Origin of the sequence: Paraburkholderia sp. BL6665CI2N2 (genome assembly GCF_004366535.1) — a bacterium.
Classification (GTDB): Bacteria; Pseudomonadota; Gammaproteobacteria; order Burkholderiales; family Burkholderiaceae; genus Paraburkholderia.
In genome coordinates this window covers 2032655-2047046 of sequence record NZ_SORC01000001.1, presented here as the reverse complement: position 1 = coordinate 2047046, position 14392 = coordinate 2032655, and the positions used below count along the sequence as shown (strand labels likewise).

The window sequence follows — 14392 nt, the reverse complement described above, 5'->3', positions numbered from 1 at the left end:
GATGAAACGTACCGCTGCGCATCCGCTGCTGTGGCTGGCGGCGCTGCTGGCCGTCTATCTGTGCGCGCCGTTCGTGGCGAGCGTGCCGCAACTCGGCGCGGCGGATTGGGCGAATGTCGACTGGCGCGCGACGTGGTCGGCGGTCGGCGTCTCCGCCGCAAGCGCGAGCGTCGCCTCGCTCGCGATTCTGCTGGGCGGCGTGCCGCTCGGCTATTTCCTCGCGCGCTCGAACTCGCGCAAGGTGGCGCTGCTCGGCTTTGTCGTGCAACTGCCGCTGGCGCTGCCGCCGCTCACCAGCGGTGTGCTGCTGCTGTTTCTGCTCGGCCCGTATAGCTGGGTCGGCCGCTTCACCAACGGCGTACTGACGGATTCGTTCGCGGGGATCGTGCTCGCGGAAGTCTTCGTCGCCGCGCCCTTCCTGATCATCGCCGCCAAGTCCGCGTTTACCGCCGTCGATCCGATACTCGACGACGTCGCCGCGACGCTCGGCCATCACGCCGGCAGCCGCTTTTTCCGCGTCATGCTGCCGGTTGCGTGGCCGGCGATTCGCGCGGGACTCGCGCTCGCGTGGCTGCGCGCATTCGGCGAATTCGGCGCGACCGTGATGGTGGCCTATCACCCGTACTCATTGCCGGTCTACACGTACGTCGTATTCGGCGGCCAGGGGTTGCCGGCGATGATGCCCCTGCTGCTGCCGACGCTCGCCATCGCGGTCGTCTGCGCGGCGCTGTCGATTTACAGCCTTCGGCAAAAGACCGCGCTCGATGAAACCGAAAACGGCGACGACACGCTCGCACCCGGCGTGGGCCTGACGGCTTCGAATGGCGGCGAAACAGCGGACCTGCGCCTTGCTTTCCATTTGCGACGGCAATTGGGCGCGTTCGATCTCGATCTCGCATGGATGCCGGCGACGCGGCGCCTCGCGATCATCGGGCCGTCGGGTTCGGGCAAGTCGTTGGCACTGCGTCTGATCGCGGGACTCGAATCCAACGCAACGAGCCGCGTGACGCTCGGCGCGACGCCGTTGAATACGCTGCCGCCGGAACGCCGGCAGATCGGCTACATGCCGCAAGACTACGGCCTGTTTCCGCACATGACGGTCGCGCAGCAACTGGCCTTTCCCGTCGATGCCGATCCGGCGAGCGCGCGTTACTGGCTCGATCATCTGGGTCTCGCGCGACTGGTTGCGCGACTGCCGCATCAACTGTCGTTCGGCCAGCGGCAGCGCGTCGCGCTCGCGCGCGCGCTGACACGGCATAGCGAACTGCTGCTGTTCGACGAACCGTTCGCCGCGCTGGACACGCCGCGGCGGCGCCGCTTGCAGCAGTCCTTGCGCGCGTTGCAGCGCGAGATCGCCGCGGTGACGATTATCGTCACGCACGATCCGGATGAAGCCGCGTTGCTGGCTGATGAAGTGCTCGTGGTCGAACAGGGCCGTGTGTTGCAAGCGGGGGCTATCGACGCCGTGTTTGAACGGCCGGCGTCGATGCGCGTGGCCGGTCTGCTCGGCTTGCATAACGTCGGCGAAGGTGTGATGAGCGCGTCGGGCCAGGTCGAGATCGCGCCGGGCTTCGCGGTCGGAACCGGCGACAGCGGGCTCGCTCTGTGCGCCGGCGAGCGTGTCATGTGGCGCGTATCGTCGCATGCGATTGTTGTCGGGCAAGACGGCACGCATGTCGGCCTGGTCGATGCGGTCGAACTACGGCGCGGCGAGCGTTATGTCCGCGTGAATATCGCCGGCGTCCGCTTCGACATTGCCAATGAAGATACCCGCCTGCGCGAAGGCGCACCGTGCCGGATCCATATCCGCGCTTCGGGCGTTGCGGTCTGGCCAGCGAGCGACGCGGCGCACTAGCCTTCGTGCGCGTGAGCGCGGCTCCTGATTTCGGCAAGCGACATATCGATCAGCAGCTTGCCGGAATCGAACACCGTCACCAGCGCGTCTTCCCAATCGCCCTCGACCGTGCGCTCATCCCACGCAACGGGTAGCGTCGTCGTTCGATACTCGCCTGTGTGGCGATTCTTCAGCAGCGTCAGCCGCCCTTTCATCGAGCGCTTTCCGGCGTCGGTGACAGGATCCTTGAGCACGTCATGCCACTCTTCGCCTAACCGGATTGCCGAACACTTCATCGCGAAGCGCTGCGTGTCGCGGTTGATCTGCTGCAACAGCGCGCCGCCCATGCCGAACACGATGTTGTCCGCGGCGAAGCCGGTTTCGTCCATGGCGGCAAGGATCGTTTCTATCGAATCGGGATTCACGCCGTCGCCCTGAATCACCCGCACGGTGTTGAGCACGCGCCGCCCTTTGCCGTTCACCACCGATCCGAACGACGCCTCCAATGCCCGCAGCGTTTGCAGCACGATGGTTTGCGGATCGCCCGAGTCGGGCCGGATCACCAATGTGCCGCCCGAGTCGAGCACGGCCTGCTTCAGCTCGTTGCCCCAGGCGTCGAGCGCGGCGAACAGATCATAGGAGTCGGACACCACCGAGACGATCGCGCCCGGCTTGCCGAACCGCGCGATCATGTTGCGAAACGCGTCGGTTTCGCGCTCGCGGCCCCACGAGGTGATCGTGCTGTGTTCCGCCGCCGGCACGGAAAACGCCGCCATCGTCTCGTTGTAGTAGTGGTTCGCCGCGACTACACCGAGCACGGTGTCCGAGCCCATGAAGCTGACGAGATGCGCCGCGCCGCCGATCGCCGCCGACTCCGCGCTCGACACGCCACGTGCGCCGAAGTCGTGCAGCTTGAACGGCAATTGCGTGAGGTCGTCGCTGCTTTTCAGCAGATAGCCGCGGATCGTCGCGCGCAGATGCCAGCTCTGCGTCGCGACCGTAATCGGATACCACACGCGCAGCAACATGGTCTCCAGATACGACGCCAGCCAGAACACCTGCGGGTCGTCGCATTCCACCGTGACGAGCACGTTGTGCGTCGGCACGACCGAACCTTCCGGCACCGCGCGGATGCGCACCGGGAGATAACCGCCGTGGTGTTCGACGATGTAGCGCCAGCCCGCTTCGTTGAACGGCTCGCCGTGCGCCGTGAAGAATGCCTTGGCCTGCTCGATCATGGCCGGCGTGATCGGGCGGCACAGGTATTCCTTGATCAGCATCTGCAGGCCGAAGAACAGCGTGCGGTCGTAGCGCCCGCCGCGCGATTCGATATATGAAAACATCGCCGACGCTTCGGGCGGATATTGCAGGTAGTGCGACGCCTTGTACGAATCCGTGTTGAGAATCGGATTGGACAGAATCGACGCGATATCGTTGAGACCGCTGGACTCGTTTTGCATGGACGATGCTGCGCTCATAGGCGCTCTGAAAAGTAAGCTGACGGGCCGCGCATCCGGCCGGCCATAACGACACGATACACCGTCAAAACACAGCGGGAATCACACCGAACCGCGCATTGCTTCGATCGGCGCGATAGGTTCGGGGCAACGAAGCACTTCCACCGAGGCCGCGCGCATGAGCGGTCAATGTCATTGCAGACTCGTTCGATATGCGAATTATTATTTGAGCCGGCTGCGCCACGGGCTGCCGGCCTCCGGTGTCGCAGCGTAGCAGCGGCACGCGTCCGCTGTCCAGATCAGCCGATGGACGTGCGGATTTGCTTCCAACTGGTGTGTCCCGCTCGACAGGATGGGTTCAATGCCCCGGCTTGAGCTGCGGCGGCACGTTCGGTCGCGACGCGAACAACCGGCCGAGCACGCCTTTGCGGCGCTCGGCAGTCGCCGGCCACAGCATATCCGCCAGCAGGCTGATGCCTTGCGCTAGCGTGCTGTCTCTGGCCGACGTCACCAGCGGCACACCGCGGCTCAGCGCGTCGTTGGCCTGCTTGTCGTCGCGCGGAAGCTGATGCGCCACCTTCGCGCCGAGCGTCTGTTCGAGCGTTGACAGGTTGATCTGGGCGTTCTTGTCGTAGTGATTCACCACCACTCGCACCTTGCTGGCCGGATAGCCCAGTTCCCTGAAAATATCGAGCATGCGGCGCCCGCCGTGCAGGTAAAGCAGGTTCTGACGCACCACCATGCAGATCGCGTCGCTGCGATCGAGCGCGTGGATCGTCATCGGATTCAGGCTCTGCCCGACGTCGATCAGCACCGCGTCATAGCGCTCGCGCGCCAGCGTGAGAATGCATTCCAACTGCGCGGGCAGCAGTTCGGCCGCCTTGAGCGGGTCGCCTGCGCCCGCCAGCACATCGAGATTCGCGTGAACATGCATCACGCATGATTCGAGTAGTGCGGCGTCGAGGCGCTCCGCCTGGGAGCAGAGATCGGCAAGTGTGGTGGGCGGCGGCTTGTCGGCCATGAGCAGACTGGCGTCGCCGAATTGCTGGCTCAGGTCGATCAGCAGCACACGCCGGTTGCTCAGCGCGGCCAGCGAATACGCGAGATTCACGGCGATCAGCGTGGTGCCGCTGCCGCCCTTGCTCGAAGCAAGCGAAACGACGCGGCCGGCGCGACGGCTAGTGGCGTTTTTACGCGCGTCGGCCTGGATGAGAATGATGGTGATCTCGTCGGCGTCGGCCGGCCACGACAACACGTGTCGCACGCCGACGCGCATCGCCACGCCCAGCAAGGCGGTGGACGGCGCCGCCGTCATCAGCACGCAATGCAGGGCGGGCGTGCAGGCCAGCGCTTCCTCGACGCCGTCCAGGTCGCGCGCGCTCAGATCGGTGTCGTCGACGATCAGCATATCGGCGCTCCGAATCGCACGGTCGTGCGCCCGCACTTGCCGGGCCGTGCCCTGAGCGGTCCGCAGCCGGTAAGCCACGCCGCTTGCTTCGAGGCGAGCGACGATTTGCGGCGCACGCTCCATGCTGGATGAAATCAGGAAGATGTCGATCATGTCGGCTCTCCGCCGGTCTGGCGCGTTCGGTTGGCGAAGCCGCCTCGACAGCGGTCGAGGTTCGTTTTAATCGTCGGCATCGGACGGATGAATGTCCGCACCGCGCTCGTAGTTTCGTTCCCGCGACACCGGCATCTCATACACCGAGTCGCGCAGCGCCTCGCGCTGGATCTCCGCTTGCGCCCGGCGCTTGATCGCCTCGGCGATCACCAGCGTAGTCAGATCGACCGGCGCAGCGGCGAACAAAGCACGCGGCGCGGCGATATGCCGTTGATAGGAAACGCCCACTGAATGAGTCGTGCTTTGACGATCCGGCCGTACTGTGCCAGCCGGTTTGGTGATCTGTCTGGTCATGACAACCCCCGAAAAAATGTGCTTCTTCTACCGCTCTGTCCAGGTGAGCCGTGTCCGCAACTTCGCGGACACGGCGCCCGGTCCACCTCGTAACCCGCGTCTCTCTCCGGAGACTCCGGCCATTCCTCCCCGCTTCGTCGCGCCCGGTTGGTCCTCGACCGCGCGCTGCCCCGTCGCTGCTCTTTCGCTGTTTTTCTTGTTGTTGTGCATACCGTTCGCTCGCCGACTCCACGAGCGCGGTACATGTTGTTTTTTCCGCCCTTCACATCCGCCATAACCGACGGAAAAAGTGGCGAGGTCAACCTTTACATCGTCCGGTCGCAATGACCGGTACGTTGTACCGACCATTGCGCCGTTCTTTTTATGACATCTGTTTTTTATTGGCCCCGCCGCACCCTCGTAGAACGCAATGGCTTTCCCCAGCCGCGTCTACGAAGTCTTTTTGTCGCCGGTCTCTTCTTATTCTGGCTTCCCTGAACCTGGGACCGGGCGGCAACAGCCTTCGCTGTGAAGTGCTTATTGCAACGGCTATGCCATGCACCCTCAAACCCTTATGCCGCCGTGATCGTCGATGCGGCGCACCGGACTTGGGCGTACTTCGCAGCTCGCGTTGATTCGAATTCGACACATGTTTCCGCGCCCGGCGACACGCCGCAGCGCGATATTCGCGGCCATCTGACCGCTGGGCAGCCCGCGCGCTCCGCGCGTGGCCGGGCGTTGCGTCGCATCCCGGTTAAATATGCCGACGCTTCGGAACCCTATCCGGTAGCAGCGCACGTATGCCCAATGTGTCGCACGCGTGAGACAAGGCAAATCCCGAACTACAGTTCCGTTTGACATTTGCCGTAAAACGAATTGAGGCGTTATGTGGGACGCCGCGCATAGCAGGACTTGACCATCCATTTTTGAAGCGCATGGACAACGGGGCGACGTAAAAAACGTTTCTGAATCCAGACTTGTTTATATGGCGCTTCACAGCGGTTTCGCTTATCGTTAAGCCCATGCGCCAACAAGAGCGCCTGTATCAGGTCAACGAGGTTAAGAACGGTTTGAGTGATTCGGGGAAAAGATCGCGTGACGGTTTCAACGGTGAACACTGTTCCCGCCATTCGTCCGATATGCAGCAGCTCGCGGTTTGCGCCGCCTGCTCCATGCTCCCCGAGATTGCCGCTATCGTGAATCGTGACCGCCGGGCTGGGAGGAGCAGAACCCAAAGCGGTGGATCATTCCATGTCCGGACTCGCGCAAGCGGACCGGCTGGCTCCGTTGGCCGGAAGCCGGCATCACGCCGGTCTGTCGCGTACGTCGCAGAACAGTCCTGAGAGCTGCATCAACCGGGGGTAACATGAATACGACTTGCACGCCTGTCGACACGGAACGTACCGTTCTGTATGTGTCGAACGCGCCCGATCAGAAACTCGCCGATTTTCTGGCGGCTTCTGGCTGGCAAGCGGTGCATGCCAAAAGCACGGCCGTGGCCGAGCGTATGCTCGAGCGCGGCAACATCAAGGTCGGCCTGGTCGAACTGCCGGGCGACTGCACATCCCAACATCTGTCCGCGCTGGCGTCCTGCATGCGGCGCGTCGAAACCAACTGGGTCGCCCAGATCGCGCCGGGCCAGGCGGAAAACGAACTGGTCAGCCGCTTCATCCTCGATTACTGCTTCGACTTCGTGACCCGGCCGTGGCTCAACGAGCGGCTCGTATTCGCGCTCGGCCATGCGCATGGCCTGTCGAGCCTGCGGCATGTGGAAGTCGCGCCGGAGCCTTCGGCCGGCCGGCACGGCATGGTGGGGCAATGCGAGGCGATGCAGCAGTTGTACCGGCGCATCGACAAATGTGGCGTGACCGACGCGCCGGTGTTCGTCGCCGGCGAATCCGGCACGGGTAAGGAACTGACCGCCAAGGCGATTCACGAACGCTCGCCGCGCGCCGGCCGCCCGTTCGTCGCGATCAATTGCGCGGCGATTCCTCCGAGCCTGCTGCAAGCCGAACTGTTCGGCCATGAACGCGGCGCGTTTACCGGAGCGCTTCAGCGCAAGATCGGCCGGATCGAGAGCGCGCACGAAGGCACGCTTTTTCTCGATGAAATCGGCGATATGCCGCACGAATGCCAAGCGGTGCTGCTGCGTTTCCTGCAGGAAGGCACGATCGAACGGCTGGGCGGCAACGGCCCGATCAATGTCAATGCGCGAGTGATTTCGGCGACCCACGTCGATCTGGACAAGGCGGTCGAAGACGGCCGCTTCCGCTCCGACCTGTATCACCGCCTGTGCGTGCTGCGTCTGGTCGAGCCGCCGTTGCGCGAACGCGGCGGCGACATCAAGCTGCTCGCCAACTATGCACTGAGCATGTACAAACAGGACGGCGCGCGCAAACTGCGCGGCCTGTCGAGCGACGCGATCGTCGCCATGTCGAACTATCCGTGGCCTGGCAACGTGCGCGAGTTGATCAACTGCGTGCGCCGCGCCGTGGTGATGAGCGAGGGCCGCTTTATCACGGCCAGCGATCTGGGCCTGCCGGAAGCCGACAATGGGCCGGCTGTCACGTTGGCGGAAATCCGCAGCAAGGCCGAGAAAGACGCGATCGAACACGCTTTGCAGCGGCACGGCTACAAGTTGTCCGAAGCGGCGGCCGAACTCGGCATTTCGCGGGCCACGCTGTATCGGCTGATGCATGCCAACCGGCTCCATCAGGAGCCGGCGGCCGGGCGCGCTTCCAACACGGCCGGCGGCGCGGATGCCGACGGCGACGCGGAGCGACGGGCGCCTTCTTTGGTGTGAGCGGGTAAGTTCAGCGGCGCTTTTTGCTGCGCCTGATTCAGCTGATGCCGGCTTGAGACGCGCTGGCGGAAGATCGCGGGCTTCGCGCGCCTTTGCATGCACACTGGTGCGCAACGACGCGACTCGATGCATCAGCAGCGTCGCTCACATCGCTCGCGCCTTTCGCCGTTGCGCCGGCATTGCTATGCTGAAGGCCGTTCATCCATCCTCCGGGAGCGGACTTGGCCGACCCGCACGCACCGGCGCTCAAGCGCCGTTCCTCGTCCGTCCTGCCCGCTCAGGCCAGCCCGTGCGATGCGCTCGTCATCCGCGCGCAGCCTGCCAGTCTCGTCCACCCGTGCCGGCGTAAAAAACTCGCGCTGGCCGCGACTATCCTCGGCTCGAGCATGGCTTTCATCGACGGCTCCGTGGTCAATGTCGCCTTGCCGTCCATCCAGAGCGAGCTGGGCGCGAGCGTGGCGGCGATCCAGTGGGTCGTCGACGCCTATCTGCTGTTTCTCGGCGCGCTGGTGCTGGTGGGCGGTTCGCTCGGCGACAAGCTTGGCCGGCGCACGGTGTTCATCGCGGGAATCGGGCTGTTCACGCTCGCCTCGATCGGCTGCGGCCTCGCGCCCGGCGCCGCGGCCCTGATCGCGGCGCGCGCCGTGCAAGGCGTGGGCGCGGCGCTGCTGGTGCCGAGCAGCCTGTCGATCATCGGCGCGGTGTTCGACGACAAGGAGCGCGGCCAGGCGATCGGCACCTGGGCGGGCGTCGGCGCGATCACCTCGGCGCTCGGGCCGGTGGCGGGCGGCTGGCTCGTCGATGCGTTCTCGTGGCGTGCCATCTTCTTCCTGAACGTGCCGATTGCCTGCGCGACGGTCGCGCTGGCGGTCATGGCCGTGCCGGACAGCCGGCAGGACGATGACGGAAATCCGTCCGCGCGCGCCGGCGGGGCCACTGGACACGCGGCGGCCGGACTCGACTGGCCGGGCGCGGCCACGGCCACCGCCGGACTCGCCGCCCTGACCTACGGCCTGACGCTCGCCTCGGCGCGCGGCTTCGGCGACCGCTGGGTGCTGGCGTCGATCCTCGGCGGCCTGCTGGTGCTGAGCGCCTTCGTCGCGCTCGAAGCGAGAACCCGCAATCCGATGATGCCGCTCGACGTGTTCCGCTCACGTGACTTCGTCGGCGCCAATCTCGTCACGCTGCTGGTCTACTTTGGCCTGGGCGGTGCGCTATTCTTCCTGCCGTTCACGCTCATCCGCGCTTATGGTTACAGCGCGACTCAGGCGGGCGCGGCGTTGCTGCCGGTGCCGGTGACCATCGGCCTGCTGTCGCGCTTCACCGGCGGCCTGACGAGCCGCTACGGCGCGAGGGCCTTGCTGACCGCGGGGCCGGTCGTCGCCGCGGCCGGCTTCGCGATGCTTGCGCTGCCGTGGGTCGGCGGCGAGTACTGGCGCGGCTTTCTGCCCGCGCTGGCCGTGCTCGGACTCGGCATGACCGTTACCGTCGCGCCGCTGACCACGACGGTGATGGCCTCGGTGTCCGCCGCGCGCACGGGCGTCGCTTCGGGCATCAATAACGCGGTGGCGCGGGTGGCGAGCCTGCTCGCGATCGCGGTGCTGGGAATCGTGTTCGTGTGGTCGCACGACGCGGCACTCGAGGCGCGGCTCAATGCGCTGCATGTGCCGCAGGCAGCGCGCGAGGCGGCGAGCCTGGCGCAGGTCGGCATGGATGCGGGCGCTGCATTGCCTGCCGCGGGGGCGGGTGCGTCGAAGGGCAAAGTGGGCGAGGCAGACGTGGCGGCGGCGCACACCGAAACCGACGCGACTCACACAAACGGGGATCCGGCACGGGCCCAACCCGAGGTGGCGCGGGCACAAGCCGAAGCCCTCGGCGCGGCATTGCGCGCGGTGGCGCTGGTGTCGGCGTTGTGCTCGCTGGCCGGTGCAGCGCTGGCGTTTTTGACGATCCGCTAGCAACGGCCGCCGAGATGCGCCGCGCCTGATCACGCCTCGCGCACGGTCGCCCATCCATAGTTCAGACCGCGCTGAAACATCGCTGCCCGGCGCGCGCCATACTGCGGTCACGGTCCTTCACACAAGGACCTTCGACTAAACAGGGAGCTTGCACATGGCGATTACCTGCTTCATCCGCTATCAGATCGATCCGTTCCAGCGCGATGCCTTCGACGAATACGCCCGCAACTGGGGCCGCATTATTCCGCGCTGCGGCGGCCATCTGATCGGCTATTTTCTGCCGCACGAGGGGACCAACGACATCGCGTGGGGATTGATCGCGTTCGACAGTCTCGCGGCCTATGAAGCGTATCGGGCGAGACTGCGCGCCGATGCCGAGGCACGCGACAATTTCAAGCTGGCGCAAACGAAGCGTTTCATTCTGCACGAGGAGCGCACCTTCACGGAAGTCGTGGAAGGCACCTTGGGTGTGCCGCCGGTGCGTAGGGGGGCGGCGACGGAGTGATGGCGAGGCGGTGGACGTAACGGCGGCGCGGCTTTATGCGAGCGGTTGCGGTTGCGGTTGCGGTTGCGGTTGCGGTTGCGGTTGCGGTTGCAAAGACGCGTGCAGCCCGGCAGGCACTCGCGAAGGCGGCAGGACGCGGAATTCCGCCCCGCCGCAGCCGGCATGGGACAATGCGGCTCTTTCCGACAGGCAGGTTTTTTGCTACCGCAAGATGCCGCCGCACGGGGCTTGCCGGCTTTCAGGCACCGCGCGCGAAGGCCGGCCGAGGAACTTGTACGACCAGACCCATGTCGGTTCATGGTCACGCCGCCGAACCGGCCCGTATGCGTCGGCACAGCCTTCCGCCTCTGTCCCCCGCTTTCCACCCTATGCGCAAACCATTCCCAATCTGGCTGTTCTTCCTTCTCGCTTTCATCGCCGCGCCGGTTTTCGCCGCCGCGGCGCCGGCCACATCCGCGTCGTCGGCCTCGGGCGTCGGTGTCACGCTGACGCCCGAGCAGGCCCGCCAGGCGCTCGCCGTTCTCAATGATCCCAAGCGCCGCGCGCAAGTCGCCGACACGCTGCAGGCCATCGCCGCCGCCGGCGCACTGAGCGCGCCACCCGCTTCCGCGCCCGCGGCCGGCTCGGCGCCCGCCGCGGCAAGCGGCGCCGCCGCGCTCGTGCCGGCGGCGTTCAAGTCGAACGGCCTTGCCTCGCAACTGGCCCGCCAAGGCGCGCACTGGGCCGTGCACCTCGGCACCTCGTTGCGCAGTTCGGTCGCCGCGCTGCTCGACGTCGCGTCAGTCCGCGCCTGGTGGAACTGGCAATCGACCAACCCGCAAGCGCGTGCCGTGCTGGGCCACGTCGCCTGGTCGCTGCTGGCCGCGCTGCTTCCCGCGCTCGTGCTCGAATGGCTCGCGCGCCGCCTGCTGCGCCGCGCCTACCGGGCGCTGGCCGCGCGCCGCGAACTGGAAGACGACAACGACGCGCGAGCCGACCTGCCCGTCGACATCGCGCCCCAACCCGCCGATGCGCCGAACGCCGCGCCGCCCTTGCCCGTGTCGCCGGCTTCGCCGGTAAGCGCGGCACAGACGCAAGCCGAAGCCATGCCGCCGGGCACCTCGGCCGCCACGAAGGCCGAAGGCAAGGTCACCGAAGCCAAAGGCAAGCAGAACGCCAAACATCACTGGACGCTCCTGCGCCGCCTGCCGCGCGCACTCCTGACGATGGTGCTGCGGCTGTTACCGCTGGTGGTGTTCGTCGGCGCGGCGAGCGCGCTGATGTCGATCTTCGCCGACGACGGCACGCCGCAAGACCGCGCGCTCGATTCGCTGATCGACATCTACGTCCTGTGCCGGGTAATCGTGATCGTCTGCGGTTTCTTCCTGCAGCCGGCCGCGCCGCGTTTGCGCCTGCTGCGCATGAGCGATGCGTGGGCCGCTTTCATGCAGCGCTGGGTGGTGCGGATCGTCAGCGTGGTGGGTGCGGGTTCCGCGGTCGCGGAGATCGCGCAGTCGCTCGGCCTGAACGACGCGGCGCATCTTGCCCTGATGAAAGTGGTCGCGCTAGCCGGCCACGTCATGATCTCGATCCTCGTGCTGCAATGCGCGAACCCGGTCGGCGAACTGATCCGCAAGCGCCTCGCCGCGCGCAAGTCGCTGGAGATGTTCGGCAACGTATTCGCCGAAGTCTGGGCGTGGGCCACGGTGTTCGTCGTGATGGCGCTGTGGTTCATCTGGGCGCTCGACGTGCGGAACGGCTACCACACGCTGCTGCACCTCGGCGGCATTTCGCTGGCGGTGCTGGTAGGCGCGCGGGTCGTGTCGATCGTGGTGTTCGGGGCGCTCGCCCGGCTCTTCAATGTGCAGGACGACGCAACGAAGTCGCTCGTGCATCAGCGTGCGTACCGCTATTACCCGCTGCTGCGCCGTGCGGTGGCGTGGGTCATCGGCATCGTGACCGCGCTCGCGCTGTTGCAGGTGTGGGGCGTGCATGTGGTCGACCTGTTCCGTACGGGCACGATCGGGCACCGGCTCGCCTCGGCGATCATCACGATCGGCGTGGCCGCCGTGGTCGCGCTGCTGGTGTGGGAAGGCGTCAACGTCTCGGTCGAACAGCGGCTCGACCGCTGGACCACCAGCGGCGACCTCGTGCGCGCCGCGCGCTTGCGCACCCTGCTGCCGATGCTGCGCAGCGCGCTCTTCTGCGCGATCGCGCTGGTGGTGGTGCTGACCGGTTTGAGCGAACTCGGCGTGAACATCGGGCCGCTGCTGGCGGGCGCGAGTATCTTCGGCGTGGCGCTCGGATTCGGCTCGCAGAAACTGGTGCAGGATTTCATCACCGGCATTTTCCTGTTGATGGAAAACGCGATGCAGGTCGGCGACTGGGTCACGCTCGCGGGCGTGTCCGGCACCGTCGAATATCTGTCGATCCGCACCGTGCGGCTGCGCGGCGGCGACGGTTCGCTCTACACCGTGCCGTTCAGTTCGGTGTCGACGGTGAACAACACGAATCGCGGCATCGGCAATGCGGCGGTGAAGGTCAACATCGTATTCGGCCAGGATGTCGATCTCGCCATCGACACCTTGAAGGAAATCGGCGCCGCCTTGCGCGAGGACGACAAGTTCAGGGACGGCATTCTGTCGGACTTCAGCTTCTGGGGTGTCGATGCGCTCGACGGCTCCGCCATCACGCTGGCCGGCCAGATTCAGTGCCGCGACAGCGCGCGCTGGGGCGTGCAGCGCGAATTCAACCGGCGCATCCTCTTCCAGTTCCAGGAGCGCGGCATCGAGATCGCGAACCCGCAGCGCAATCTGTTGACGTGGGACCCGGACAGCGCACCGGCCAGGATCGAAGCGGATGAGGTGCACAAAGGCGCACCCAGATCATCTGACGCAACGCAGGACGAACCGCCCGCCGCCGCGCCATCCGCCGCCGCCGCCGGCAAAGCCGACGCGCCGGTGGAAGATCAGTTGCCCGTCGATCCTAAGCCGGCTGGCGGCCCAGGAACGCCAGCAAATCCCGGTTCAACCTCTCCGCATGAGTGAAGTAAAAGCCGTGGCCGGCGCCTTCGTAGACATGCAGTGAAGCGCCGGGTATCAGCGCCGCCGTGGGCCGGCCGGTCAGTTCGAGCGGCGCCGACGCATCGCGGTCGCCATGCAGCACGAGCGACGGCACCTCGATCCGCGCCAGTTCCGCGCGAAAATCGGTGATGGTCTGCACGCGGGCCAGTTCGAGCATCGCTCGATGCGAGGTTTGCAGCATCATGCGGATCGTCCAGTCCGTCGGCGCGCGCGACACGCCGGGCCCGAAATACGGCGCCGCGTTCGCCTCGATCCAGTCGGGAAAGGAGCGGCTCAGCGCGCGGCGGCCCTGCTCGAATAACGCGGCGTCGATGCCGTTCGGGTTGTCGTCGGTCTTCAGTAGATACGGCGTGGCCGCGGGCGCGACGAAAGCGATCCGGGCGACGCGCGCCGAACCGTAGCGCGTCAGATAGCGCACCGCTTCACCGCTCGCAATCGAATGCGCGACCAGCGTGACGCCGCTCAGATCGAGCGCGCTCAACACGCTTTCCAGATCGGCGGCGAGCGTGTCGAAGTCGTAGCCGCGGCCGGGGTCGCTCGAACGGCCATGCCCGCGCCGATCGTACGCAATGCAGCGGCAATCGAGGCGCGACAGCGGTTCCATCTGGTACGCCCACATGTCGGAGTTCAGCGTCCAGCCCGAGAGGAAGACGAGCGGCGTGCCCTGTCCCCAGTCGCGGTAGAACAGGCGCGTATTGTCGGCGGTGCGGATGGTGTTCGGTTCGTCGGCGAGATAGGGTGCGGTCGCGTTCATGGAGTCTCCTTTGTCGACCAGAGTCGGCGCTTTAGCGCTTACTCTGGTCCCGTGCAAGATCGTTGCGGCCTCAAGTGGGAACCGTGATGCCGTACCGCCACTGTGCCGGGCGGCGGTAGGCAGGT

Annotated in this window: 9 protein-coding genes; 5 read left to right on the top strand and 4 right to left on the bottom strand. The window is 66.0% G+C overall.

Annotation, left to right across the window (positions count from 1 at the left end):
- The first annotated feature begins 1 nt into the window (after position 1).
- A complete protein-coding gene (locus B0G81_RS09170; RefSeq protein WP_134134662.1) occupies positions 2 to 1855 on the top strand; it encodes an ATP-binding cassette domain-containing protein in 1854 nt (617 codons plus the stop codon).
- On the opposite strand, the gene B0G81_RS09165 is transcribed toward B0G81_RS09170, so the two are convergent.
- From B0G81_RS09165 to B0G81_RS09155, 3 genes are all read right to left on the bottom strand, one after another.
- Positions 1852 to 3294, bottom strand: a complete 1443-nt coding sequence (locus B0G81_RS09165; RefSeq protein ID WP_134134659.1) for a nicotinate phosphoribosyltransferase — start codon at positions 3292 to 3294, stop codon at positions 1852 to 1854. The genes B0G81_RS09170 and B0G81_RS09165 overlap by 4 nt on opposite strands.
- 355 nt (positions 3295 to 3649) lie before the next feature.
- The gene (locus tag B0G81_RS09160) at positions 3650 to 4852 is read right to left on the bottom strand and encodes an AAA family ATPase (RefSeq protein ID WP_134134657.1); all 1203 of its coding nucleotides are present in this window, start codon (positions 4850 to 4852) and stop codon (positions 3650 to 3652) included.
- A gap of 66 nt (positions 4853 to 4918) precedes the next feature.
- The gene (locus B0G81_RS09155; RefSeq protein WP_134134654.1) at positions 4919 to 5206 is read right to left on the bottom strand and encodes a hypothetical protein; all 288 of its coding nucleotides are present in this window, start codon (positions 5204 to 5206) and stop codon (positions 4919 to 4921) included.
- 1345 nt (positions 5207 to 6551) lie between these two features.
- Here B0G81_RS09155 and B0G81_RS09150 point away from each other — a divergent pair.
- From B0G81_RS09150 to B0G81_RS09135, 4 genes are all read left to right on the top strand, one after another.
- Positions 6552 to 7988, top strand: coding sequence for a sigma-54 dependent transcriptional regulator (locus tag B0G81_RS09150; RefSeq protein ID WP_116121826.1), 1437 nt, complete (start codon positions 6552 to 6554; stop codon positions 7986 to 7988).
- A 221-nt stretch (positions 7989 to 8209) separates the two neighbouring features.
- The gene (locus tag B0G81_RS09145; protein ID WP_134134652.1) at positions 8210 to 9946 is read left to right on the top strand and encodes an MFS transporter; all 1737 of its coding nucleotides are present in this window, start codon (positions 8210 to 8212) and stop codon (positions 9944 to 9946) included.
- Positions 9947 to 10100: 154 nt separating this feature from the next.
- Positions 10101 to 10451 carry an NIPSNAP family protein gene (locus tag B0G81_RS09140; RefSeq protein ID WP_134134647.1) on the top strand — a complete coding sequence of 117 codons (351 nt, stop codon included), beginning with the start codon at positions 10101 to 10103 and terminating at the stop codon, positions 10449 to 10451.
- A gap of 368 nt (positions 10452 to 10819) precedes the next feature.
- The gene (locus B0G81_RS09135) at positions 10820 to 13477 is read left to right on the top strand and encodes a mechanosensitive ion channel domain-containing protein (protein WP_134134643.1); all 2658 of its coding nucleotides are present in this window, start codon (positions 10820 to 10822) and stop codon (positions 13475 to 13477) included.
- Here the strand turns inward: B0G81_RS09135 and B0G81_RS09130 are convergent.
- Positions 13416 to 14267 (bottom strand): alpha/beta hydrolase, encoded by an 852-nt coding sequence (locus B0G81_RS09130; RefSeq protein WP_134134640.1) that lies wholly within the window; start codon positions 14265 to 14267, stop codon positions 13416 to 13418. The genes B0G81_RS09135 and B0G81_RS09130 overlap by 62 nt on opposite strands.
- Between the last annotated feature and the right edge of the window lie 125 nt (positions 14268 to 14392).